The 24,446-nt window shown below is 65.2% G+C and carries 16 protein-coding genes; 14 read left to right on the plus strand and 2 right to left on the minus strand.

Going from position 1 to position 24,446, the window contains the following annotated elements:
* Window positions 1-19: 19 nt before the first annotated feature.
* On the minus strand, window positions 20-1,366 hold the full coding sequence (locus BDD18_RS12615; RefSeq protein WP_142083536.1) for a tetratricopeptide repeat protein: 1,347 nt from the start codon (window positions 1,364-1,366) through the stop codon (window positions 20-22).
* 335 nt (window positions 1,367-1,701) lie between these two features.
* On the opposite strand from BDD18_RS12615, the gene BDD18_RS12620 reads away from it, so the two are divergent.
* The 4 genes from BDD18_RS12620 to BDD18_RS12635 all read left to right on the plus strand — a co-directional run bounded on the left by BDD18_RS12620 (window position 1,702) and on the right by BDD18_RS12635 (window position 13,977).
* Complete coding sequence (locus tag BDD18_RS12620) at window positions 1,702-7,725, plus strand: alpha-2-macroglobulin family protein (protein WP_142083537.1); 6,024 nt, start codon at window positions 1,702-1,704, stop codon at window positions 7,723-7,725.
* An 86-nt stretch (window positions 7,726-7,811) separates the two neighbouring features.
* Complete coding sequence (gene pbpC, locus BDD18_RS12625; protein ID WP_142083539.1) at window positions 7,812-10,073, plus strand: penicillin-binding protein 1C; 2,262 nt, start codon at window positions 7,812-7,814, stop codon at window positions 10,071-10,073.
* Window positions 10,074-10,312: 239 nt separating this feature from the next.
* Complete coding sequence (locus BDD18_RS12630) at window positions 10,313-12,598, plus strand: bifunctional diguanylate cyclase/phosphodiesterase (protein ID WP_142083540.1); 2,286 nt, start codon at window positions 10,313-10,315, stop codon at window positions 12,596-12,598.
* Between the two features lie 212 nt (window positions 12,599-12,810).
* On the plus strand, window positions 12,811-13,977 hold the full coding sequence (locus BDD18_RS12635) for an alpha-hydroxy acid oxidase (protein ID WP_142083542.1): 1,167 nt from the start codon (window positions 12,811-12,813) through the stop codon (window positions 13,975-13,977).
* 85 nt (window positions 13,978-14,062) lie between these two features.
* Here the strand turns inward: BDD18_RS12635 and BDD18_RS12640 are convergent, their stop codons facing one another.
* Window positions 14,063-14,629: a DUF3455 domain-containing protein gene (locus BDD18_RS12640; protein WP_142083543.1), complete on the minus strand. Its 567-nt coding sequence runs from the start codon at window positions 14,627-14,629 to the stop codon at window positions 14,063-14,065.
* On the opposite strand from BDD18_RS12640, the gene BDD18_RS12645 reads away from it, so the two are divergent.
* The 10 genes from BDD18_RS12645 to BDD18_RS12685 all read left to right on the plus strand — a co-directional run bounded on the left by BDD18_RS12645 (window position 14,628) and on the right by BDD18_RS12685 (window position 24,362).
* Window positions 14,628-14,828 carry a hypothetical protein gene (locus tag BDD18_RS12645; protein ID WP_142083545.1) on the plus strand — a complete coding sequence of 67 codons (201 nt, stop codon included), beginning with the start codon at window positions 14,628-14,630 and terminating at the stop codon, window positions 14,826-14,828. The genes BDD18_RS12640 and BDD18_RS12645 overlap by 2 nt on opposite strands.
* A 79-nt stretch (window positions 14,829-14,907) precedes the next feature.
* Entirely contained in the window at window positions 14,908-15,483 is a 576-nt protein-coding gene (locus BDD18_RS12650; RefSeq protein WP_142083547.1) for a sigma-70 family RNA polymerase sigma factor, read from the plus strand.
* Window positions 15,484-15,496: 13 nt separating this feature from the next.
* The gene (locus BDD18_RS12655) at window positions 15,497-16,282 is read left to right on the plus strand and encodes an anti-sigma factor (RefSeq protein WP_142083548.1); all 786 of its coding nucleotides are present in this window, start codon (window positions 15,497-15,499) and stop codon (window positions 16,280-16,282) included.
* Between the two features lie 104 nt (window positions 16,283-16,386).
* On the plus strand, window positions 16,387-17,328 hold the full coding sequence (locus BDD18_RS12660) for a DUF3034 family protein (RefSeq protein WP_142083550.1): 942 nt from the start codon (window positions 16,387-16,389) through the stop codon (window positions 17,326-17,328).
* Window positions 17,329-17,360: 32 nt separating this feature from the next.
* The gene (locus BDD18_RS12665; RefSeq protein WP_142083552.1) at window positions 17,361-17,816 is read left to right on the plus strand and encodes a group I truncated hemoglobin; all 456 of its coding nucleotides are present in this window, start codon (window positions 17,361-17,363) and stop codon (window positions 17,814-17,816) included.
* A 107-nt stretch (window positions 17,817-17,923) separates the two neighbouring features.
* Entirely contained in the window at window positions 17,924-18,541 is a 618-nt protein-coding gene (locus BDD18_RS12670) for a cupredoxin domain-containing protein (protein WP_244939080.1), read from the plus strand.
* Window positions 18,542-18,630: 89 nt separating this feature from the next.
* Complete coding sequence (locus BDD18_RS22280; RefSeq protein WP_211360753.1) at window positions 18,631-18,900, plus strand: hypothetical protein; 270 nt, start codon at window positions 18,631-18,633, stop codon at window positions 18,898-18,900.
* Window positions 18,887-20,869 carry an EAL domain-containing protein gene (locus BDD18_RS12675; RefSeq protein ID WP_211360754.1) on the plus strand — a complete coding sequence of 661 codons (1,983 nt, stop codon included), beginning with the start codon at window positions 18,887-18,889 and terminating at the stop codon, window positions 20,867-20,869. The genes BDD18_RS22280 and BDD18_RS12675 overlap by 14 nt, the downstream gene beginning before the upstream one ends.
* A complete protein-coding gene (locus tag BDD18_RS12680) occupies window positions 20,866-21,996 on the plus strand; it encodes an ABC transporter substrate-binding protein (protein WP_170207406.1) in 1,131 nt (376 codons plus the stop codon). The genes BDD18_RS12675 and BDD18_RS12680 overlap by 4 nt, the downstream gene beginning before the upstream one ends.
* An 11-nt stretch (window positions 21,997-22,007) precedes the next feature.
* Window positions 22,008-24,362 carry an ATP-binding protein gene (locus BDD18_RS12685; RefSeq protein ID WP_142083556.1) on the plus strand — a complete coding sequence of 785 codons (2,355 nt, stop codon included), beginning with the start codon at window positions 22,008-22,010 and terminating at the stop codon, window positions 24,360-24,362.
* The last annotated feature ends 84 nt before the right edge of the window (window positions 24,363-24,446 follow it).

Raw genomic sequence — 24,446 nt, forward strand, 5'->3', positions numbered from 1 at the left:
CTAGAGCCCCATTAAACCCTCAACCCCCCACCGCCCCCTGCGGCACATGGTTCCGCAGCAACCACCGTGTCTCCCGTGCCGCCTCGGTATCCGGATGGCGCGATTCCAGTGTGGCCAGCACACGCAGCGCCATGTCTGCGCGGTTCAGACCCTGCAGCAGCACACGGGCCACCAGCTCATAAGCGGCGGGCACAGCGTCGTGGCCCTTGAAGCGGCGGTCAAAACCTTGCAGCAGGGCCAGGGCGTCTTTCGCGTCGCCCGTGTTCCACGCGGCCTTGGCCAGGGCCAGGGTGGTGGGGGCGTCCTGCAGCGCAAACTGCGCGTCTTTGGCGCGGCAGGTTTGGAAGGCCTTGAGGGCTTCGCCGCTCTGGCCCGAACGCAGCAGCAGCGGGATATAGCGCTGCGCATGGTCCAGCAACGTGGCGGTCTTGCCATCGGCCAGCGCCAGCACGCGGTGGTAGCGGCGCTGCGCAGCCACTTCATCGCCGCGCATGCGCTGCTCCTCATAGGCCAGGGCCACGGCGGCAGTCATGTCGCCAGCGGTGACCAGCTGCGCCACCTGTGCGTCGATGGCGTCTTGCTCAATCTGGCGTGACGTGCGGCGGTCCACGGGGGCCTTGTCATCGTCCAGGCCTGCGCCGGGCAGCAGGTCAATGCCGAAGGCTTGGTGGTTCTGGTACATGGCGTAGCCCAGCAGGCTGGCCATGACCCAGCTGAAATAGATGAGCACCCAGTTGACGATGGGCAGCAGAATCCAGCCCTTGAAGAGCGGCAGCAGCAGGCCCAGCGCGATGAAGGTGCCCTGGCTCAGCAGGAACAGGAAGACGCACAGCAGCAGGTACGGCCAGCCAATGGTGCGCACGGCGTTCCAGGCGTTGGCGGGGTTCAGGGTTTCGACAAAGCTGCAGGTCTGCACCAGCACGATCTGCGTGGCGGGCAGCAAAAAGCACATGGCCAGCCAGGCCAGGGTGCCCAGGGTGGGGCTCACGCTCTGCAGCCAGCCCACCACCATGGATTGCGCAATGACGATGGCGAACAGCTTCCAGGGCAGGTTCTTCCAGTCGGGGTCCAGCTCAGCCGGGTAGTCCTCGGCGTTGTAGATGCCGCGCGAGCCCAGGGCGGTGATCTTGAAGCCGTAGCGCGATGCAGCCAGCAAGATGCCGATCTCCACAATCAGGATGCCCAAGGCATCCGGCAGGAAGAAGATCACCTTGAACAGCATGCTGGACAGCGCCAGGATCAGGCTGTACATCAGCGGCTTGGATTGCAGCGGGAAGGTGAAGAAGGTGTTGAGCCGGTGCCAGAACGGGGCAGGCCGTTTGGCGGGCTGGGCAGTCTGGTCGAAGCCCGTGGGTCGTGTGGCCATGGTGTTGCTCCCGCCTCCCTGCGCGGGGTGCGCTGCCCGGGCGTTTTTCGCTTGGATGGGAGGCAGCGCCAATAGATTGCGCGGGAGTATAGGTGGGGCACACAGGCGCTTGGCGGCTGCACTTTCTCACACATTCCCGGTCTGGACAGGCGGCGCGCGGTAGCGCCTGAGCGGGCGCATCGGCTACGCTCAGAGCCTGTTTACGGTTTCGCAGGGGATTGCGCTCCAACCCTTCGCGCAGCGGTCTTTGCGGGCGCCCGCAAAGACCGCTGCGCGACCCCTGGGAGACCGTAAACAGGCTCTCATACCCCTTGCAGGCAAGAGTGATAAACACAATGAAAACACTTTGGAGGAATGCCCGGGCCACCACGGCGCTGGTGGGCGGGTTGCTGTTGGCCGCACAGGCGCAGGCGTTGCAGATCGTCAGCTTCAGCCCGCAGGGCGAGGTGGCGCGGGTGCGCCAGGCGGTGGCCAAGTTCGATGCGGCGGCCGTGACCTTTGGCGACCCCAAGGCCCCGGCGCCGCTGGCCATCAGTTGCAACGACGCGGCAGCCTCCAAGGGCACGGGCCGCTGGACCAGCGAGCGCGAATGGGTGTTCGACTTCGAGGCCGACCTGCCCCCGGGCATGCGCTGCACGGCCACCGTCAAGCCTGAGTTCAAATCAGCCTCTGGCGCTTTGTTGACGGGCGCAAAAAGCTATCAATTCAATAGCGGCGGACCCTTTGTGCAAGGCGTGCGGCCCAACACCTACCAGCAACTCGACGAAGAGCAGTTCTTTGTGTTGCAGCTCAACGGGCCCGCCACTACCGAGAGCGTGCAGGCCAATGTGTGGTGCGCGCTGGAAGGTGTGGGCGAGCGCGTGCCGGTGCGCATGATTGAAGGCGCCCAGCGCACCGATCTGCTCAAGGCCCTGGGCCTGGAAAAGCGGGCGGCGAAAGAGCCGCTGCAGTTCCCCAGCTTTGCCTGCAACCGCCGGCTTACCTCCGGCTCGCAACTGCAACTGGTGTTTGGCAAAGGCGTGGCCACGCCCAGCGGGGTGGCCAACAGCGTGGAAAAGCGCTTCACCTACCGGGTGCGCGAAGCGTTTGCGGCCGAGTTCAGCTGCGAGCGTGAAAACGCCCAGGCGGCCTGCATGCCGCTGCGCCCGCTGTCGCTGTCGTTCAACGCCCCGGTGCCGCGCAAGCTGGCCATGGCCATCCGGCTCAAGTCGGCCAACGAGACCTTCAAGCCCAGGATGGATGGCGGCGAGGACGGCGGTGATGCTGATGCCGTGATCAACGGCGTGCAGTTCGACGCGCCCCTGCCCGAGCAGACCAGCTTTACGCTGGAGCTGCCCAAGGATTTCAAAGACGCCTCGGGCCGCACCCTGCGCAATGCCGCGAGCTTTCCGCTGAGGGTGGCTACGGCGGGCCTGCCGCCGCTGGCAAAATTTGCTGCTGCGCCGTTTGGCGTGGTGGAACGATTTGCCGAAGGGCCGGACGGCCCCGCGCTGCTGCCGGTGACGCTGCGCAATGTGGAAGCGGGCCTCAAGGTGCAAGGCCTGCAGGCGGGCGCTGCGCCAGCGCCCACACCGCCTGTACCGCCCACAGGCAAGGTGAGCACGCTCAAGCCATCGACCGATGCCGACATCATTGCCTGGTTCCGCAAGGTGGCGCGTTACGACGACTACCACGTGCCGCGCCGCGTGGCCGCGCGCGATGTGAAGGGCCCGCTGCCCAAGGTGATCGACGACGAGCGCGACCATGTGCAGACGCGCATGCTCTCGCTGCTGGCGGGGCAGGGCGGTGTCAAGACGCTGGACTTGCCCCAGGTCACCGGCAAGGAACTGCGCCCGTTCGAGGTGGTGGGCATTCCGCTGCCGCCGGGCTTCCATGTGGTCGAGATCGCATCGCAAAAGCTGGGCGCTTCGCTGCTGGATGGACGCCACGGCGAGGGCCGCACCATGTACGTGCGCACCTCGGCGCTGGTGACCAACCTGGGCGTGCATTTCAAGCTGGGGCGTGAAAACGCGGCGGTGTGGGTCACCTCGCTGGACAAGGGCAAACCGGTGGCCGGAGCCAAAGTGCGCGTGTCGGACTGCCGAGGGCGTGAACTGGCGCAGGCCATCACCAACGAGCAGGGCGTGGCCATGATCGAGGGGCTGTCGCCCGATGCGCCGTCGTGCCACAGCAACGATGACTACGGGCAGGGTTCGTCGGCCTATTTCGTCAGCGCACGCCATACGCAAGCCGGGGTGGAAGACATGGCCTTCACCTGGAGCGACTGGCAGCGGGGCATTGAGCCCTGGCGCTTTAACGTGCCCACCAGCAGCGAGGTCCAGCCCGATGCACGGGCCCACACGGTGTTCGACCGCACCCTGCTGCGCGCGGGCGAGACGGTGTCGATGAAGCACTACTACCGCCTGGAAAACCGCAAGGGCTTTGACGCCCCCGCCGCAGGCCCGGGCACCTTGCTCATCACCCATGTGGGCAGCGGCCAGCAGTTTGAACAGCCGGTGCAGTGGCGCAAAACTCCCACGGGCGGGCTGAGTGCCGTGAACAGCTTTGCCATTCCGCCCGCTGCCAAGCTGGGGGAATACAGCGTGGAGCTGCAAGGCGCTGGCGCAGAGCGTGGCGCGATCACCACCGGCCAGTTCCGCGTGGAAGAGTTCCGCCTGCCGGTGCTGGAAGGGCGCATTGCCCCGGCCGACAGCAAGCCCCTGGTGCGCGTGCGCTCGGTGCCTACCGATGTGCAGGTCAATTACGTGGCGGGCGGTGGCGCGGCGAACTTGCCGGTGCGCGTGTCGGCCCTGGTGCGCAGCAAGTACCTGCAGTTTGCCGACTACGACATGTTCAGTTTCACGCCGCCCCGCCACAAGGGCGCAGTCAACGCGCAAAGCGACGATGAAGAAGCCAGCGCTGGCCAGGACGCGCGTGTGGTGGCCGACAAGCTGCCCCTGACGCTGGACCGCAACGGCACCGGCAAGGTCACCATCGACAACCTGCCCCAGTCCCGCCGCCCGCGTGAACTGCTGCTGGAAGCTACCTATGCCGACCCCAATGGCGAAGTGCAAACCCTGCGCAGCACCCACACGCTGTGGCCTGCGGGCGTGGTGGCGGGCATCAAGACCGAGGGCTGGGCATCGGCCAGCCAGAAGATCCGCTTCCAGGCCCTGGCGCTGCAGCACAACGGCCAGGCAGCCCCCAATACGGCGCTGCAGGTGCAGGCCATTGCGCGCATCACCACCACCACGCGCAAGCGCATGGTGGGCGGCTTCTACAGCTACGACAACCAGACATCCACCAAAGACCTGGGCACGGTGTGCACCGGCAAGAGCGACAGCCGGGGTCTGCTGCTGTGCGACGCCAAGCTGGACGAGGCCGGTGAGGTGGAACTGGTGGTGACCGCCACCGACCGCGATGGCAACACCAGCGAGGCTGCTTCGTCCGTGTGGGTGACTCGCCAGGGCGAACTGTGGTTTGGCGGTGAAGACCATGACCGCATCGACCTGCTGCCCGAGAAGAAGAGCTACCAGGTGGGCGAGACCGCCAAGTTCCAGGTGCGCATGCCGTTTCGCTTTGCCACTGCGCTGGTGGCGGTGGAGCGCGAGGGCATCATCGAAACCCATGTGCTGCAGCTCAATGGGCAAGACCCCACGGTGAGCCTCAAAGTGCAGTCCGACTGGGGCCCCAACGTCTACGTGAGCGTGCTGGCCCTGCGTGGTCGGCTGCGTGAGGTGCCTTGGTACAGCTTCTTCACCTGGGGCTTCAAGGCGCCGGGCGAGTGGTGGAACGCCTTCTGGTACGAGGGCAAGGAATACCAAGCACCGTCAGCGCTGGTCGATTTGTCCAAACCCGCCTTCCGCCTGGGGCTGGCTGAAATCCGCGTGGGCACGCAGACCCACCAGATCAATGTGAAGGTGGCGGCCGACAAGGAAAGCTACCCGGTGCGTGGCAAGGCCCAGGTCACCATCACCGCCACGCTGCCCGGCGGCAAGCCCGCGGCCAACGCTGAAGTGGCCGTGGCCGCCGTGGACCAGGCCCTACTGGAGCTGATGCCCAACGCCAGCTGGAACCTGCTCGAAGCCATGCTGCAGCGTCGCAGCTGGGGCGTGCAGACCTCCACCGCACAGATGGAAATCATCGGCCGGCGCCACTATGGCAAGAAGGCGGTGCCTGCGGGCGGCGGCGGCGGCCGTGCGCAAACACGCGAGCTGCTCGACACGCTGCTGCTGTGGAACCCTACCGTGCAGCTCGATGCCAACGGGCAGGCCAAGGTGACGGTGCCGCTGAACGACGCACTCACCACCTTCAAGATTGTGGCGGTGGCCGATGCGTCGGCAGGCTTGTTCGGCACGGGCAGCACCAGCATCCGCGCCACACAAGACCTGCAGATCATCAGCGGGCTGCCGCCGCTGGTGCGCGAGGGCGACCAATTCCGTGCACAGATCACGCTGCGCAACACCACCAAGGCGGCCATGAAGGTGGAAGTGGCACCGCGTGCCACGCTGCTGGAACTCAAGCCCCAGCAGGTGGACATCCCCGCCGGTGAAGCGCGTGAAGTGGCGTGGGACGTGACGGCGCCAGCGCAGTTGGCGCAGACCCGTGCCGAGGCCATCCTGTGGGAAATCCAGGCGCGCGACACCGCTTCGGGCGCTACCGATGCCCTCAAGGCCCGCCAGCGCATCGTGCCTGCCGTGCCGCTCACGGTGCAGCAGGCCACGCTGGTGCAGGTGGATGGCAAGTTCGCCATCGATGCGGCGCCGCCCGCAGACGCCATCCCCGGCCGGGGCGGTTTGAAGATGTCGCTGCAGCCCAAGCTGGGAGGCTCGGGAGATGGGGGCCTGCCCGGCGTGCGCGACTGGTGGGCGGCCTACCCGTTCAGCTGCCTGGAGCAGCAGACCAGCAAGGCCGTGGGCCTGCGCGACGGCAAGCTGTGGCAAACCGTGGTGGCCAACCTGCCCACGTATCTGGACAGCGACGGTCTGGCCAGCTACTTCCCGCCGCGCAGCGGAGATGCCAACACGGGCAGCGACACCCTCACGGCCTACCTGCTGGCTGCCACGCACGAGGCTGCCGCCATCAGCCCCGCTTTTGCGCTGCCCGACGAGGCCCGTGCGCCGATGGAGCGCGCCCTGATCGCGTTTGTGGAAGGCCGCATCCAGCGCAGCCACTGGAGCCCGCGCAAGGATCTGGACATGCGCAAGCTCGCCGCCATCGAGGCCCTGTCGCGCTACGGCAAGGCCCAGGGCCGCATGCTCAGCAGCATCACCATTGCGCCCAACCAGTGGCCCACGCACTCGGTGATTGATTGGGTGAATGTTTTGAAGCGCGTGGCCGATGTGCCCGAGCGCGACAAACGCCTGGCCGAGGCGATGCAAATATTGCGCGCGCGCCTGTCGTTCCAGGGCACCAAGCTCATCTTCAGCACCGAGCAGGACGACTACTGGTGGTGGCTGATGCAAAACGGCGACGTGAACACCGCGCGCCTGATGCTGGCCGTGATGGACGACCCCACCTGGAAGGACGACATGGGCCGCCTGGCCAATGGCTTCATCAGCCGCCAGCAGGCCGGTGCGTGGCACACCACCACCGCCAACCTGTGGGGTGGCCTGGCGCTCGAAAAATTCAGCGCCAAGTTTGAAGCCACCCCCGTGGCGGGCGCTACCAAAGCCACGATGGGGGGCAACAACGCCAGCGTGGACTGGAGCAAAGTCGAGCGCGTCAAGACCACCGACGCCAGCGGCGCCGCCCACCAGACCACCTGGTTTGGCGCGCCTGCCGCACCGGGCAACCTGAAGAACAACAGCATGTTCCTGCCCTGGGGCAAAGCCGGTGGGAAGGAAGCGCTGGAAGTGACACACCAGGGCACCGGCAAGCCCTGGCTCACCTTGCAGTCGGTGGCAGCGGTGGAACTGAAGGCGCCGTTCGCAGCCGGCTATTCCATCAAGAAGACGGTGACCCCGGTCGAGCAGGCCAACAAGTCGCTGCCCGCAGGCCAGTACACCCGTGGCGATGTGCTGCGTGTGAAGCTGGAAGTGAATGCCAGCGCCGACATGACCTGGGTGGCCATCACCGACCCCATCCCGGGCGGCGCCACCATTTTGGGCAGCGGCCTGGGCCGCGACTCGGAAATTGCCACACAGGGTGAAAAGCAAAGCGGCAGCGGCTGGGCCGCGTTTGAAGAGCGCAGCTTTGAGTCCTTCCGCAGCTACTACCAGTACCTGCCCAAGGGCACGGTGACCATGGAATACACCGTGCGCCTGAACAACGTGGGCGACTTCGCCTTGCCGCCCAGCCGGGTGGAAGCACTGTACGCGCCCGAGATGTTTGGTGAAGCGCCAAATGCACGGGTGAAGGTGGGAGCGGCCGCGCGTTGAGGGCATTGAACGCCTTGCTTCACGCCCCGCCGCCACGCAGCGCCTGGCGGCAATGCGCTGTGGTGCTGCTTGCCGGTACAACGGCCATGGCTGCCCACGCCCTGCCCAGCTACGAGGAGGTGCGCGCCGACTTTCGCCCGTCTGACACGCTCATCCTCTCGCGTGAAGGGGAGGTGGTGCAGCGCCTGCGCACTGACGCCACGGTGCGCCGCGGCCAGTGGGTGCCGCTGGCCGATGTGTCGCCTGCGCTGCGCATGGCGCTGGTGCTGAGTGAGGACAAGCGCTTTTACGAGCACAGCGGGGTGGATTGGCGCGCTGCCTCAGCCGCTGCCTGGGGCAACCTCTGGAACCAGCGCACGCGGGGTGCCAGCACCATCACCATGCAACTTGCGGGGCTGCTCGACGGTGACTGGCGCCAAGGGCCGGGCGGGCGCTCGGTGGTGCAAAAAATTGGGCAGACGTTGGCCGCACAGGTGCTGGACCGGCGCTGGCGCAAAGACCAGATCCTGGAGGCGTACCTGAACCTCGTGCCGTTTCGCGGCGAGGTGGTGGGTATTGATGCGCTGAGCCGCACTCTGTTTGGCAAGGCAGCCCATGGCTTGCAAGACCGCGAGGCAGCCGTGGCCGCCGCCCTGGTGCGCGCCCCCAACGCCAAGCCGGCCCTGGTGGCGCAGCGTGCCTGCGGCGTGTTGCGGGCCATGCAGCCGCCAAAAGCCGCAGTCGATTGCGATGCGCTGGAGCTGTTCACCACCGCCGCCGTGCAGCGGCGCGCGTTTGATGCCACCGAAGGCGCAGCGCCGCACTTTGCGCGCTATGCCTTGCGCCAGCAGGCAGAGGCGGCGGCAGCGTCACCAGCCGCCCCATCCGCCGCCAGCAATGGCACCCCGCAGCTGCGCACCACGTTGCGCGCACCCTTGCAGCGCTTTGCCACCCAAACCCTGCAGCAGCACCTGCGTGAACTGCGCGGGCGGAATGTGGAAGACGGCGCGGTGCTGGTGCTGGACAACGCCACGGGGGCTGTGCTGGCGTGGGTGGGGTCGTCAGGCGCATTGAGTCAGGCCAGTGAGGTCGATGGCGTGCTGGCCGCGCGCCAGCCAGGCTCAACGCTCAAGCCGTTTCTGTACGCGCAGGCGATTGCCGAGCAGCGGCTCACGGCGGCTTCGCTGGTGGATGACTCGTCGGCCCAGATCGCCACGTCCAGTGGCCTGTACATCCCGCAGAACTACGACCGCCAGTTCAAGGGCTGGGTGTCGGTGCGCACGGCGCTGGCCGCGTCGCTCAATGTGCCGGCCGTGCGCACGCTGGTGATGGTGACGCCCGATGCCTTCCACCGCCAACTGGGGGCGCTGGGCCTGCCGTTGCGCGAAAACGGCGATTACTTTGGCTATAGCCTGGCCCTGGGCAGTGCCGAGGTGCCCTTGCTGCACCTGACCAATGCCTTTCGTTCGCTGGCCAACGGCGGGCGCTTCAGCCCGGTGGTGGTGTTGCCGACGCGAGCGCGCCCGGCGTTCACCCAGGCGCTGGATGCGCGCGCTGCCTTCATCGTGGGCGACATCCTTTCAGACGGCAACGCCCGCGCCCGCACCTTCGGCACCGACAGCGTGCTGGCCACCCGCTTCTGGTCGGCCGTGAAAACAGGCACCAGCAAAGACATGCGTGACAACTGGGCGGTGGGCTGGTCCGAACGCTACACCGTGGGCGTGTGGGTGGGCAATGCCAGCGGCGCTGCGATGCACGATGTGAGCGGCACCAGCGGGGCCGCGCCCGTATGGGCTACCGTGATGGGCTTTCTACATGCGCGCGAGCCCAGCCGCCCGCCGCGCCCGCCGCAGGGGCTGGTGCAGTGGCCTGTGCGGTTTGGGCCTGCGGGGGGCGATGGCGACAGCGCCACGGCCTCACTCCCGCTGGAGGCTGCGCGCACCGAGTGGTTTGTGCCAGGCACGCAGCAGTCTGTGTTTGCTATCAATAACGTAGCTGATGGCGCTTTATCAGTAAGCGCTGGAGGCCAAAAACGTTCAAAACCCGCAGAACCCCAGGCTGACCTGGGGCCTGCGCGTATCCTGATGCCGGTTCACGGCACGGTCATCGCGCTGGACCCGGACATTCCGCCCCAGTCCCAGCGCTTGCGGCTGCAGGCCGCCGACCTTGCAGCCCCCCGCCTGGCATGGCGCATGGACGGCAAGCCCCTGGGGCGGGGGGCTGTGCTGGAGTGGCTGCCCTGGCCGGGCCGGCACACGCTGGAACTGGTAAACGCCCAGGGGGAGGTGCTGGACACGGTGCGTTTTGAAGTGCGCGGTGCCGGGGTGGCGCCGGGGGCCGTCCCCGGCACCGCCTCGAAGCCCCGATGAGGCAGGTGACCCGTCGGTCATTGCCCCTGATGCCGTTGTGGCGATCACTACAATGGTGTGCAACTCTATGCATATGTTGTCCATACATGCTTATTCCCCCGCGCATTTCACGCCACAGCGGCGCTGAAATCCACCGCGACGTCACCTTAGCAGCCGCTTCACGGCCCAGTGTGGGGCCTGGCCGTCGTTCTGTGGGCAGTGCGCGGGCCCGTGGAGCCGGCTTCGATCAATAGCCACGCATGTCTGCCGTCCGTTCCCTTCTGTCTCAGCGGTTTCTCTGGATGGCCTTGCTGCTGTCCCTCGGGATCGGCGCCTTGTCAGTGCGTGCTCTGTGGACGTTGCGCAACGACGAGTGGACCTACGCACTCAAAGCCAATGCCAACCTGGTGGGCACGCTGGCGCATTCGCTGGAGTGGACGCTGGATTCGGTGGACCAGTCTTTGATCACGGTGGTGGAGGGGATTGAGAGCGCTGGCGAGTTGTCCTCTTCAGCCCATATGCGCGATCGCCTGCGGGAAGTCGTTCGCTTTGAAAGCGTGGTGCGCCTGCATGCATTGGGCAATGTGGTGGTGATCAATGCCCAGGGCGATGTGATTCTGGATTCTGGCTCGCAGGAGCCTCGCAAGGCCAACGTTGCCGACCGGGATTATTTCCTGGCGTTCAAGGAGCGGGGGCATGAGGGCCTGTTTGTGGGCCGGCCGGTGCCCTCCCGCATTACCGGGGTCATGTCGCTGCCCCTGGCGCGCGGCTTTCGCACACCCCAGGGCGAGTTTGGCGGCATTGTGCTGGGCGCGGTGCGGCTGAGCTACTTCAACGAGCTGTTTGCCTCGGTGGATCTGGGCGAGAGCAGCGGCGTCAATCTGTTTCGTAACGATGGTGTCATCGTTTCGCGCTTTCCCTATGGTGACGCGGACGTGGGCAAGAGCATTGCGGGCACGCCCAACATGATCCGCTTTCAGCAGGAGAAAGAAGGCAGCTTTGTGGGGCGTGCGGCGCTGGATGGGGTGGAGCGCTCGTATTCCTTCAAGCACGTGGGGCGCTTTCCGCTGATCCTGAACTTGGCCCAGGCCAAGGCCACCATTTTCAAGAAGTGGAACCGCTCGGCTTGGGGGCTGGGGCTGTTCACCTTCGCGCTCATGCTGGCGTGCATGGCGCTGGCGGTGCTTTTCAACCGCGAGTTGCATCGCCGCCAGGCGGTGAGTGCGCAACTGCAGCGCGCCGAGCGCGACTTGAGCAATATCTTGCACAGCATCCCTTCGCTGGTCGGCTCGTGGGATGTGAACCTCTACAACCGCTTTGGCAACCAGGCCCACGAGACCTGGTTTGGCGTGCCGCTCGAAAAGCTGCACGGAATGCACATGCGCGATCTGCTGGGGCCCGAGCGCTTCCAGCAAACCGAGTTGCTGCTGGCCAAGGCTCTGGAGGGCGAGGTGCAGGTTTTTGAGACCCGGCTGACGGATGCTCAGGGCATACGGCGGCACATCATCGTGTCGTACACCCCCGAGCGCGATGGCGACAAGGTGCTGGGCCTGTTCATCCAGGCCACCGACATCAGCGAGCGCAAGCGCATGGAAGACCTGCTCTTTGAAGAAAAAGAGCTGATGCGCCTGACCCTGCAGTCCATTGGCGATGCCGTGGTGTGCTGCGACGCGCAGGGGCAAGTCACTTACCTGAACCCGGTGGCTCAGCGGCTTACAGGCTGGCAGGGCTTCGACGCCGCCGGCTGCGATGTGGATGAAGTGATTCGGCTGGTTCCATCGGAGGTGGGCGCTGATCTCAAGAGCCCGCTGCGCGCTGCCATGCGGGACGACCGTGCCTTGCCGCCCACGCGCGGTGCGATCTCCCATCGCACCACCCACCAGCGGTTTGATGTGGAACTTTCAGCCAGCCCGATTGCCGATCGCCATGGCCATGTGACGGGCGCAGTGGCCGTGCTGCGCGATGTGACCCAGGCTGTGGCCATGCAGGCGCGTATGGCGCGGCTGGCCCATTACGACGTGCTGACTGATCTGCCCAACCGCGTGTTGCTGCAAGACCGCGCCCAGCAAGCCATTGCCCAGGCCCAGCGCGAAGGCAAGTGCGTGGCGGTGATTTACCTCGACCTCGATGGTTTCAAGCAGGTCAACGACGCCATGGGCCACGACGTGGGCGACCAGCTGCTGGTGCAGTGGTCACGCCGCCTGCAGGCCGTGGTGCGGCAGACCGACACGGTGTGCCGCCAGGGCGGGGACGAGTTCGTTTTGCTGCTGCCAGCCATTGGCGGCGCCGAGCAGGCAGGCGTGGTGGCGCGCAAACTCATGCAGCAGTGCGTGGAGCCATTTGTGCTGCAGGGCGTGACCCTGTCGCTGGGGCTCAGCGGGGGCATCAGCCTGTACCCACAGCATGGCCAGAATCTGGACGAACTCACGCGCCATGCCGACGCTGCGATGTATGCCGCCAAGCAGGCCGGGCGCAACCAGATCCGCCAGTATCAAGGCCCCGCAACGCCGCCCAGTCTGGTGGTGCAGAAGGACGAACTGGCCTGAGGCCCTGAACGGGTGCGCGCAGCGCATGACGTTCCTTTCGCACCCGGTTGGCGGCGAGGATGGCTGGCCATGCGCTTCGCCCGCAATGGGCCGAGCAGCGTGCCACGGCACGGAATGGAAATTTGTTGCAAGCCCGCGCAAATAATTTTGATGGTCTGGCGTTTTGCCAGGGCCTACCATGCAGCGCTGTATTTCAAGAACGGAGCGAGAGCGTGCCAGACCTGTCCAAAATCACCTGTATCGAAGACCTGCGTGTCATTGCCCAGCGCCGCGTGCCGCGCATGTTCTACGACTATGCAGACTCGGGTTCGTACACCGAGGGCACCTACCGCGCCAACGAAAGCGACTTCCAGCGCATCAAGCTGCGCCAGCGCGTGGCGGTGAACATGGAAGGCCGTACCACCCGCACCACCATGGTGGGGCAGGACGTGGCCATGCCGGTGGCGATTGCGCCCACGGGCCTGACAGGCATGCAGCACGCCGATGGAGAAATTCTGGGTGCGCGCGCCGCCAAGGCGTTTGGCATTCCGTTCACGCTGTCCACCATGAGCATTTGCTCCATTGAGGACATTGCCGAGCACACGGGCCGCCACCCCTTCTGGTTCCAGGTGTACGTGATGCGCGACCGCGACTTCATCAACCGCCTCATCGACCGCGCCAAGGCCGCCAACTGCTCGGCGCTGCAGCTCACGCTGGATTTGCAGATCCTGGGTCAGCGCCACAAGGACATCAAGAACGGCCTCTCGGCCCCGCCCAAGCCCACCATCGCCAACCTCATCAACCTGGCCACCAAGCCGCGCTGGTGCCTGGGCATGCTGGGCACCAAGCGCCGCAGCTTCGGCAACATCGTGGGCCATGCCAAAGGGGTGGGCGATTTGTCATCGCTGTCGTCGTGGACGGCGGAGCAGTTCGACCCGCAGCTCAACTGGGGCGATGTGGAGTGGATCAAAAAGCGCTGGGGCGGCAAGCTGATCTTGAAAGGCATCATGGACGCCGAAGACGCGCGCCTGGCCGTCAACAGCGGTGCCGATGCACTGATCGTGAGCAACCACGGTGGTCGCCAGCTCGATGGGGCGCCTTCCTCCATTGCTGCATTGCCTCACATTGCCGAAGCGGTGGGTAAGAACATCGAGGTGTGGATGGATGGCGGCATTCGCAGCGGGCAAGATGTGTTCAAAGCCCGTGCTTTGGGCGCGCAAGGCACGCTGATTGGACGCAGCTTTCTTTATGGCCTGGGTGCGTTTGGCGAGGCGGGCGTGACCCGCGCCTTGCAGATCATCCAGAAGGAGCTGGACATCACCATGGCTTTCTGCGGCCACACCAACATCAACAACGTGGACCGCTCTGTACTGTTGCCGGGCACCATCCCCACGCTGTAACCCCGCTGTGCTGATGGCGCCCCGGTGAACAAAGCCCCGCAAATGCGGGGCTTTGTGTTTTGGCAGGGCGTGCGCTAGCCCGCTTTCAGGAAGCAGCCTTCCAGATGATGTAGTCGGCCTGGTACTTCACCACCTGTTTTTGCCCTGCGTTGGCCGCAGTGCAGGCCGCGGCAGGTGCCACGCCGCCCTGGGTGGCCACGCGCTGGATATAGGTCACGCCCTGCATCGCGCCCATGCCCGTGGCAGGGTTGGCCTTGACCAGTTGCAGCGGAATGTTGCCCGCGCTGGCGGGCGCCACCGCCAGTTGCGTGGCAGTGACCTTGGAGCCGTCGTTGCTCTCCCAGGTGGCTGGTGGGCCGTAGTAGCGGCCCACCACCTTGCCCGAGCGGTCCATCAGCTTCGCATCGGGGCCCACAAACACCCATTCAAAGGCGCTGGGCATGTCTTTTTTGGCGCGGCATTCGTAGGTGATGTCGCCCGCGCCCACGGTTTCCATGGCGATGCGCTGGCCGGCAGGCACCTGCACAGTGGCGGGCAGGCTGCTTTGGTTGAAGGCTGGAGCGGCTGGCGAGCTCATCGAGCCGCAGGCCGTGAGGGCAGCGGCAGCGCCCAACAGGGCCAGGGTGGTCAAAGAGGTGCGGATCGTAGGCATGGTGCTTCCTTGGTTGCGGGTTGAAAACCAGAGGGTGCTTTGCGCCGCAGCAAAGGCGGTAGGGGCACCCGTCATTCCTCTGTACGGAGCCATCGCCACACTGGATTCAAAAAGTTTTCAGATTTTTTTGAAATGGCCTGAAACCATCGGTTTGCATGGGTTTGAATCTGCCGCGCCCGCGGCTGCGTATTTGTGTTGACAAACGTTGCGCGGCGTTGAAAGCCCCAGGGTATTTCCAACCTTGTGCGCAACCCGCAGGCATCCCACACAATCGGTGCATGAGCACCCTCGACCCAGACCGCGAACTCATGGAACTCCTCGACCGCGTAGCCATGCAGAACGACAAGGCCCTCAAAGCCTTGTACGACCGCACCTCGTCGAAGCTGTATGGCCTGGCGCTGCGCATCGTCCGGGAGCGGGACGCGGCTGAAGATGTGCTGCAGGAGGCGTTTGTCTCCATCTGGCGCGGTGCGGGCAGTTACCGCGCCTCGCTGAGCCCGCCCCTGGCCTGGATGGGGCTCATCGTGCGCAGCCGGGCCCTGGACGCCCTGCGCAAACGCACGGCCGACCGCGCAGGCGTGACGGACGAGCTTGACGAGTTGCTGGCCGACACCCTGGAAGGCGACAGCCCCAACCCCATGGACGTGAATGACGCCAGCCAGCAGGCTTTTGCCCTGCACCAGTGCCTGACGCGGCTGGAAGCCAAGCAGCGTGAGGTGGTGAGCCTGGCCTATCTGCGCGACCAAAGCCATGGCGAGCTGGCCGAGCAGCTCCAGCTGCCCCTGGGCACCGTCAAGACCTGGATACGGCGCGGGCTGGAGCAGTTGCGCCAATGCATGGCCCGGTACGCATGAGGGCCCACACGCCATGAACATCACCCAACACCCTGAACTGCTACAGCGCCTGGCTGCCAGCTACGCCCTGGGCACACTGCGCGGTGGTGCCCGCCGGCGTTTTGAAACACTGGCCCGCGAACATGCCGCCGTGCGGGCCGCTGCACTGGTGTGGCAAACGCATTGGTCGGGTCTGGCTGAATTGCAGCCCGGCACCACGCCTGACCCGGCCGTGTGGCTGCGCATCCAGAACCTGGTGCAAGCGGACCAAGCCCAGCACCGCATGGAGCTGGCCCGTGCCCAGGCTGCGAGCGCGTCAGGCTGGTGGCGCAGCCTGCGTTGGTGGCGCGGCGCGGCGGCAGCGGGTGCGCTGGCCACCGTGGCCGCCGTGCTGGTGGGGTGGCAGGCGCACGGGGGGCTACAGGCTGCCACTAGCGCCCAAATAGCGGCGCTGCAGCAGCAGTTGCAAGCCACACCCCAGATCCAGTATGTGGCCGTGCTGGCCGATGACCAGGCCGCGGCCTCGATGCTCGTCACCTTTGACCCCAAGAACCAGAAGCTCGTGCTGCAGCGCGTGGGCGGCTTCCAGGAGGGGGATGACAAATCCCTGCAACTGTGGGCCTTGCCGCCTGCGGGCGGGCCGCGTTCGCTGGGGGTTTTGGGGCAGGACAAGCTGCTCACCCTCACGGCAGCCGAACAAGAGGTGAAGCAGGTTCCCACCCTGGCCATCAGTCTGGAACCCAAGGGTGGCGTGCCCAGCGAAGGGGGTCCCACCGGCCCTGTGCTGTTCAAGGGTGCACTCATCCAGCGCATGCTGTGAAAAAAATGGGGATGCGTGAATCCAGCAGGCTGGGCGGCGCGTACTAGGTAAGGGTCAGCACATCTGGTACTGACAAATACACAACCTTTGGAGGAGATACCCCGATGACCTCACCCTTACGACCGATTGCACAGTGCGCCGCCCTGGCGGCCTTCCTGGCCTGCGGCGCGGCCCACGCCGACACTGGCAAGCTGGTGTTGACCGGGGGCGTCAGCTCCATCACCGGCAGCGCCGGGGGCGGTATCACCCCCTGGGCGGTGATTGGAACCCAGGCCACGGAGGGTGAACTGGGCTTCAGCGCCTATGGCACCCGCGCTGGCACGCACGACTACGCACTTTCCAGCTACGGAGCAGCTATCGGTTGGCAGGACAGGGTGGAGCTGTCACTGGCGCGGCAGGATTTTGATGCGGCCCCGGCCTTCGCCCTCAACGGCATCGCGCCTTTTGGCGTGGCGCCCGGCCAGCACATCAAGATGGACGTGCTGGGCCTGAAAGTGAAACTGCTGGGCGATGCCATTCTGGATGCCGACACCCGGGTGCCACAGGTGGCGCTGGGGCTGGAGCACAAACAGGTGCGCCCCGGATCACTGCAGTCGGTGCTGGATTTTCTGGGTACCAAGACGAGCGGCACCGATCTGTACCTGAGCGCTACCAAGCTGCTGCTGGACAAGAGCCTGCTGCTCAACACCACCCTGCGCTACACCAATGCCAACCAAAACGGGTTGCTGGGCTTTGGCTCGGCCGCGCCTGGCAAGAACCGCCGCAGCCTGCAGCCCGAGTTTTCGATCGCCTACCTGCTGCGGCACAACCTTGCCGTGGGGGCCGAGTACCGCTTCAAGCCCAACAACCTGCAGGCCTTGGGTGCGGCAGCCGGCCTGGGGGCTGCCCTGCGCGAGGACGACTGGAAGGATGTTTTCGTTGCCTGGGCGCCCAGCAAAAATGTCTCGCTCACGCTGGCGTGGGTGGACCTGGGCCGCATCGTGCCGGGCGTGACCCGGGACCGGCGCCAAACCGGTTACTACCTCTCGGCCCAGGTCGCGTTCTGACCGAGCCGGTTTTCACCTTCTGGAGCTCCACCATGACCACCCAACTCTGCGCATGGGCCGTGGCCGCAGCCTGCCTGCTGGCCCTGCCCGCCGCCGCCCAAACAGCCCCGACCCCTTCATCCACCGCGCCCGCAGGCCTGTACCAGGCGCTGGGCGAAAAGCCTGGCATCACGCGCCTGGTCGATGATTTTGTGAACCGCGCTGTGAAAGACCCGCGCATCGGCAGCCACTTCAAGGACGCGAAGCTCCAGGCCCTCAAGGAAAGCCTGACTGACCAGATTTGCCAACTCAGCGGTGGCCCTTGCCAGTACGAAGGCGGTGACATGAAGTCTGCCCACGCTGACATGGACATCACCAAAGCGCATTTCAACGCGCTGGTGGAAGTGCTGCAGGCGGCCATGGCGGCCCAGGGCATTGCGTTTACGCAGCAAAACCGCCTGCTGGCGCTGCTGGCCCCCATGCACCGCGACATCATCACCGTGCGCTGACCATGCAATCCATTGTTGCTACATTATTGATAGCTGGTTGCGCTTATTCCATAAGCGCTAGCGCCGGAAATGTTCAAATTCAGGTGCTAGGCCGTGACGGAAAGCCCGTGCCCGAGGCCGTGGTGGTGCTGTACCCCAGCGCAGCCAACGCGGCCACAGCGCCCAGCCTGCTGCAAGCCAGCCCCACCATCGAACAAGAACGCATGCGCTTTGTGCCCGCGCTCACAGTGGTGGCGCCGGGCACCACGCTGCGTTTTACCAACCAGGACCGCTGGGACCACCATGTGCGCGGCACGCCGGTGGGCCCCGCAGCCACGGGCGGGGCAGGGGGCAATGAAGGCTTTGAGATGCGGTTGGCGGGCAAGCAAGACGGGCAGGCCGCCCAGGCAGCCGAGACCACCGTGCGCCAGCCTGGCGTGCTGCTGCTGGGCTGCCACCTGCACGGCTCCATGCGCGGCCATGTGTTTGTGACCGATTCGGCCTGGACGCTCAAAACCGATGCCGACGGCATTGCCCGCTTCACCGCGGTGCCCGACGGCGCGGCCCAGCTGCGCGTGTGGCACGCCGAGCAACTGGTGGACTTGCCCCGCAAGAATCTGCAGGTGCAGCCCACCCCGGTGCTCGACACCATGCAACTGAGCGTGGTGCCGCGCCCCCGCCGCCCTCTGCCCGCTTCAGCCCCTGCGCCAGCCAGAGCGGGCAGCGCGCCGCATATCCACTATTGATTGCTACGGTACTGCAGAGGAGGCTAAGCGCAGCGTCAGAATTCACGTCTAAGATGCAGTTAGTAACAAGCTGAGGGCGAGGTACTCGCATGGTGGCATCGCACGATGATTTGGTATTCCTGGACGACAGCGAAGATGGCACGGGGGATGCCGCAAATTTGCAGCCCTGGCGCGTGTTGGTGGTGGATGACGACCAGGATGTGCACGAGGCCACCCGTTTCGCGCTGGCGCACCTGCTGATCCTGGGGCGGCCGCTGGAGTTGCTGCACGCGCATTCGTGCCTGCGAGGCGCTGGAGCTGCTGCAGCGCGAGGGGGACATCGCCGTCATCCTGCTCGATGTGGTGATGGAAAGCGATGACGCTGGCCTGCGCACCGTGGGCGTGATCCGTGAGCAGCTCAAGATGCTGAACACGCGCATCATTCTGCGCACCGGCCAGCCCGGCCATGCGCCGGAAGCAGACACGATTGCACGCTACGACATCAACGACTACAAGACCAAGAGCGAGCTCACGCAGAACAAGCTGTTCACCACCCTTACGGCTGCCATTCGTTCGTACGACCAGTTGCTGCGGCTGGACGCCAACCGGCGGGGGCTGGAAAAAATCGTCTCTGCCAGCAACCAGTTCAGTGCCGAAAAGGGCCTGCGCACGTTTGCCGAAGGCGTCATCACGCAGATTGCCAGCCTGATCGGCGTGGCCCCGGAGGGTGTGGTCTGCGCGGCCTCGGAAGAATCCACCAGCCCCCACCTGCCCGGCGATTTCCGGGTGATTGCGGCGGCGGGCGATTTTCGTGACCTCATTCAGCAACGCCTGCAGGATATTGACAACCCCGCCATCATAGGCCCGCTGATGCAGTCGCTGGAAAGCCGCCGCAGCGTCATCCTGCCGCGCAGCATCACCCTGTACTTCCGCAAGTCAGAAGACGAAGGGTTTGCCGCTTACATCGCTTCTGCCACCCCGATTCGGCAGGTGGATGAGGAACTGCTGCAGATTTTTTGCACCAACATTGCGCTGTGCGCCAAGAACATCGATCTGGTGTCTGAGCTGCGCCGCGATGCGTTTGTAGACCGCCAACTGTCCTTGCCCAACCGCACGGCCCTGGTGTGCGAGCTCAATGAGCGCATCCAGGCCGGGCGTGAAAAGGGCCAGTGCCTGGTGGTGCTGGACCTGGACCAGTTTGCTGCCGTGAACGACGTGCTGGGCCATGACCACGGCGACGCTCTGCTCCGTAAAGTGGCCCAGCGCCTGCGTGAAGGTCTGCCGCCCGACACGTACATTGCCCGACTGTCGGGGGATTCGTTTGCCGTGGTGGGCTCTTGCGATGCAGTGCATCGCGATTCCGTGCAGGCCTGCTTTGCCACCCCCTTTGTGATTCATGAGGCGCGTCAGCCTGTGTCGGCCTGTCTGGGGATTGTGCGGCTGGGGACCCCCAACGCCTCCGGGATTGAATACATCAAGGACGCTTTTGTGGCGCTCAAGCGCGCCAAGAGCCAGGGGTTGGGCAGCGCGGTGGAGTTCTCGCAAGACATTGACCTGCAGGAGCGCGAACGCTCGCACTTGCTGCGCGACCTGCGCATGGCGTTAGATGAGTCTCAGTTGTTCCTGACCTACCAGCCCCAGGTGGAACTGGCCACGGGCCGCGTGGTGGGGGCCGAGGCCCTGCTGCGCTGGCGGCGCGACGATGGTTCCCTGGTGCCGCCCGACCGCTTCATCCCGGTGGCAGAGCAGTCGGGCCTGATTGTGGGCATGGGCAGCTGGTTGCTGCAGATCGCGTTGCTGGCCTTGCAGCGCTTTCGTGCGGCAGGTTTCCCGAACATGCACATGGCGGTGAATGTGTCGCCCGTGCAGCTGCGGCAGACGGGCTTTTTGGCGGTGGTGCAGGAGGCACTGCGGCAAACGCAAAGCGAAGCATCGGCGCTGGAGATCGAGATCACCGAGTCCGTCGCCGTAGGGGGGCTGGAGCCTGTGATTGACATCCTCACCCGCTTGCGCGAAATGGGTTCGACCGTGGCCATCGATGACTTTGGCACCGGGTACTCGTCGCTGTCGTACCTGGAGCGCCTGCCGGCCGATCGCCTCAAGATCGACCGCAGCTTTGTGCAGTCGCTCGAACGCGATGACAAAGGCTCGCGCATTGCCCGCACCATCATTGCGCTGGGCCGTGAGTTGGACTTGACCATCTTGGCCGAAGGGGTCGAGAACGAAACCGTGGGCCGCCTGGTGACGGCGCTGGGCTGCGCCGAGGCGCAGGGCTATCACTACGGCCGCCCGATGAGCGAGGAGCAGTTCCTCGAATGGCTGCAAGTGCATCAAAAAGGAATCGCATGAAGTCGGGGGTCAAAGCCATCGCATGGGTGGCTGTCGGTGCTGTGGTTGCCGCTCTGACAGCAGGCGGGTTGGTGTTATGGAATAGCTCCACACCCGCACCGGTGCGCATCGGCATTCTGGGCGAGATGACAGGGCGCTCCACGGACATCGGCATTGCTATGCGCAACGGGGTGTTGATCGCCATCGACGAATACAAAACCAAAGGCCTGCTCAAAGGCGCCGAGGTGGAAGTGCTGGTGCGGGATGCTGGCGACACGCGAGAGTCGGCCGAGCAGGCAGCCCGCGAACTGGCCGCCGCGCGGCCACTGGTGGTGGTGGGCCCTGTGAGCACCGTGACGGTGGAGGCGGCCTTTCCGCCTCTGGACGCCGCCGGCATCGTGGTCATGGCTCCGGTCGCATCGGCCCTGCATTTGAGCGGGCGCGACGACCAACTGTTTCGCGGCAACTGGACGACCAGCGAAAACGGCAGCAACTACGCCCGGCACTACTTCGATGCAGGCATCCAGACGGTGTCGGTTGTCATCAATCTGAACAACCGCGCCTTTACTGACAGCTGGTTCACTGAATTCCGCAGCGCGTATGAGGCACTGGGCGGCAAAGTGCTGGCCCATGAATACTTCGATTCGGCCGACTCCAGTCTGGAGGGCGTGCTGCAAAAGCTGCTGGCACCAAAACCTGCAGCGCTGGTGCTGATTGCCAATGCATCAGATGCTGGCCGCCTCGCTCAGCAGACCCGCAAGCTCAATGCCGATGTGCCCCTGATTGCTTCGGCGTGGGCGGCAACGACGCACCTCATCCAGCAAGGAGGCAAGGCGGTGGAAGGGCTGCGCATTGTGCAAAACGTCTTCCGCGACGATACCTCGGTTGCCTACCAGTCGTTCATTGCCACCTATCACGAGCGCTTCAACCGGGAGCCTGAGTACATCAGCATCCTGTCTTATGACATGGCCGCCGCTGCGTTGCAGGCGCATATGCGGCGCACCGATGGCATGGGCCTGAAGCAGGCTCTGCTGACCCATGGCCCGTTTGATGGCCTGCAGCAGAAAATCCGCTTCAACGCCACGGGCGACAACGGACGCGCCGCCTATTTCATGGTGGTGCGCGACGGACGCTTTGTGCGCGAGTAACAAGGCACGGCATGAACGCCCCCTCGCCGGACACCAGCCCCGACCCGCCAGGGCCTTCGCGCAAGCTGGTATTCGGGCTCAAAACCTACCTCAGCCTGATGCTGGCGGCCGTCTCGACGCTGAGCTTTCTGGTGTCGGGCATGGTGCTGTTCATCTACCGGGTGCCGCAGATCACCGAAGCCACCCGGGCCGGGCTGATTACGGAGGCGCAGAACCTTGCGCTGCGCACCGAGCTGGTACTGGCGGGCATGGAGACCCAGTTGGAGCTGGTGTCTTCTTTGCTGCTGGCGGACGCCGACGAGCAGAACCTGCAGTTCATTCTGTCCAGCACGGCCGGCAAAAGCAGTCGGTTTTCCGCCGTCTACCAGCTCGACAAGAACGGCACCGTGGTGCGTGCTGCCGTAAAGCCGCTCATCGATGAGCGGCGCCGACAGGAATTGCTGGGCAACGACTACTCGCGCGTGCCGCACGTGATCAACTTGCGCGAGAGCGTGACACCCGTCTGGAGCGAACAATACATCTCCAACATCAGCGACTCCGTCACGGTCGCCGTCGGCGCCCGCGTGGGTGAGGGGGCGTTGATTGCAGAAGTGCCGCTTGAGCACATCCTGGAGTCATTGCAAACATCCAAGGGAGCGGGCGAGGCGGCGGTCTGGCTTCTGGACAACAAGGGCGAAATGCTGGCCGACAGCGAAGACAGCTCCCGGGTGGGCGTGGTCAATGTGAGCAGCGAACCCTTGTTTCGCGAGGCTTCCTCCCGCTGGTCGCTGGCGGGGCAGATGCGTTTTGAGGGGCGTAACTTTGATGCGGCTGTAGCGCGCACCCGAGCCGTGAACTGGTTTGTCGTGACCCGATTGCCTGCGGGGCTGGCCAGCCCGGCGATTGCCTCCACGCTGGAACTGGTTTTTGCCGTGACGGCGGGGGCCGCCCTGTTGGGCCTGTTGCTGTCGCCGCTGCTGGCGTTGTGGGTGGCGCGGCCCCTGGCCACCTTCACCCGACAGGCACGCCGCGTGGCCAATGGCGAGCTGCCCGGCCCCTGGCCCGAGGGGCGTTCACTGGAGCTCAACAACCTCTCCGCCGACCTGGACCGCATGGCTCGCAGTCTGCTCGCCCGCGAGCGTGAGTTGGAGGCCATCTTCAACGCCTCGCCCATCGGGATCGCCGTGACGAGCCTGGGTAGGCAGCCGCGCATCATCAAGGTCAACGACACGCTGCTGCAGCTTTTTGGCCATCCTCGCCAGGCGCTCATCGGCCGCAGCAGTGCCGATCTGAACATGTGGGCCGATCCCCGCGATCGGGAGCGCCTGTTTCAGGCGGTGGAGCAAGGCCAGGAGGTAGAGATGGAGACTTGGGGCCTGCGGGCCGATGGCGGGCGCTTTTTGGCGGCGCACACCGCGCGTACGTACACCGACGCCTCAGGTCAGGATAGGTTCGCAGTCATCGTGTTGCGTGACATCACCGAGTTGCGCCGCATTGAAGACGAAATCCGCCATCTCAACGCCGACCTGGAGCGCCGCGTGCAGGAACGCACCCAGGAACTGGTACAGACCAATGACCGCCTCTCTACCACGCTGGAATCCTTGCAGCGAACGCAGGACGAATTGGTGCGCGCTGAAAAGCTGGCCTCGCTGGGGGCGCTGGTGGCCGGCATTGCCCATGAGCTGAACACCCCGCTGGGCAATGGCGTGATGGCTGTGTCCACGATGCGCGCAGCCCTGAGCAGCTTTCAGGTGGAAAGCGCCCAAGGCCTCAAACGTTCCTCACTGGATCGGCTCGTGGCCGCCATGGAGATGGGCAGCGACATTGCACAGCGCAACCTGCAGCGCGCCGCCGAGTTGGTTACCAGTTTCAAACAGGTGGCTGCCGACCAGACCAGCGCCCAGCGCCGCCGTTTTGACCTGCGCGAAGTGTGCGATGAAATCGTGCTCACGCTGCGCCCGGTGCTCAAACAGTGCGATGCACAGGTGGTGATGAGCGTTCCAGAAGGTCTGGTGCTGGACAGCTACCCCGGTGCGCTGTGGCAGGTGCTGACCAACTTGGTGACGAATGCCATCACGCACGCCTTTGAAGGGCACACTTCCCCTCGCATCACCATCACCGCCGCAGCCCTCGGCCCTGACCGCGTGGCGATGAACGTGGCCGATAACGGCCAGGGCATTGCGCCAGAGCTGCTGCCGCGCATCTTCGACCCCTTCGTCACCACCCGCATGGGGCGTGGTGGCACAGGGCTCGGTCTGCACATCGTGCACAACCTGGTGTTTAACACCCTGGGCGGTAGCGTGAGTGTGAAGAGCCAGGTGGGGGAGGGCACGGAGTTTCAGCTGGAGTTGCCACTCATTGCCCCGGCGCAGGCCAAGCCAGAGTGAGTGCTCTGGGGGCGTCCCTTTGGCTGTAGCGTGGCTTGAGTCAGCCGTCATGCCGATGGTCACCTCCAGGTGAAGCTTGGCGGG

It is taken from the genome of Acidovorax temperans, assembly GCF_006716905.1.
GTDB classification, from domain to species: domain Bacteria; phylum Pseudomonadota; class Gammaproteobacteria; order Burkholderiales; family Burkholderiaceae_C; genus Acidovorax; species Acidovorax temperans.

Coding starts and splice junctions, on each gene's coding strand:
- BDD18_RS12615 (WP_142083536.1), bottom strand. CDS start 1,366: ATGGCCACACGACCCACGGGCTTCGACCAGACTGCCCAGCCCGCCAAA.
- BDD18_RS12620 (WP_142083537.1), top strand. CDS start 1,702: ATGAAAACACTTTGGAGGAATGCCCGGGCCACCACGGCGCTGGTGGGC.
- pbpC (WP_142083539.1), top strand. CDS start 7,812: ATGGCTGCCCACGCCCTGCCCAGCTACGAGGAGGTGCGCGCCGACTTT.
- BDD18_RS12630 (WP_142083540.1), top strand. CDS start 10,313: ATGTCTGCCGTCCGTTCCCTTCTGTCTCAGCGGTTTCTCTGGATGGCC.
- BDD18_RS12645 (WP_142083545.1), top strand. CDS start 14,628: ATGGTGCTTCCTTGGTTGCGGGTTGAAAACCAGAGGGTGCTTTGCGCC.
- BDD18_RS12640 (WP_142083543.1), bottom strand. CDS start 14,629: ATGCCTACGATCCGCACCTCTTTGACCACCCTGGCCCTGTTGGGCGCT.
- BDD18_RS12650 (WP_142083547.1), top strand. CDS start 14,908: ATGAGCACCCTCGACCCAGACCGCGAACTCATGGAACTCCTCGACCGC.
- BDD18_RS12655 (WP_142083548.1), top strand. CDS start 15,497: ATGAACATCACCCAACACCCTGAACTGCTACAGCGCCTGGCTGCCAGC.
- BDD18_RS12660 (WP_142083550.1), top strand. CDS start 16,387: ATGACCTCACCCTTACGACCGATTGCACAGTGCGCCGCCCTGGCGGCC.
- BDD18_RS12665 (WP_142083552.1), top strand. CDS start 17,361: ATGACCACCCAACTCTGCGCATGGGCCGTGGCCGCAGCCTGCCTGCTG.
- BDD18_RS22280 (WP_211360753.1), top strand. CDS start 18,631: ATGGTGGCATCGCACGATGATTTGGTATTCCTGGACGACAGCGAAGAT.
- BDD18_RS12675 (WP_211360754.1), top strand. CDS start 18,887: ATGGAAAGCGATGACGCTGGCCTGCGCACCGTGGGCGTGATCCGTGAG.
- BDD18_RS12680 (WP_170207406.1), top strand. CDS start 20,866: ATGAAGTCGGGGGTCAAAGCCATCGCATGGGTGGCTGTCGGTGCTGTG.
- BDD18_RS12685 (WP_142083556.1), top strand. CDS start 22,008: ATGAACGCCCCCTCGCCGGACACCAGCCCCGACCCGCCAGGGCCTTCG.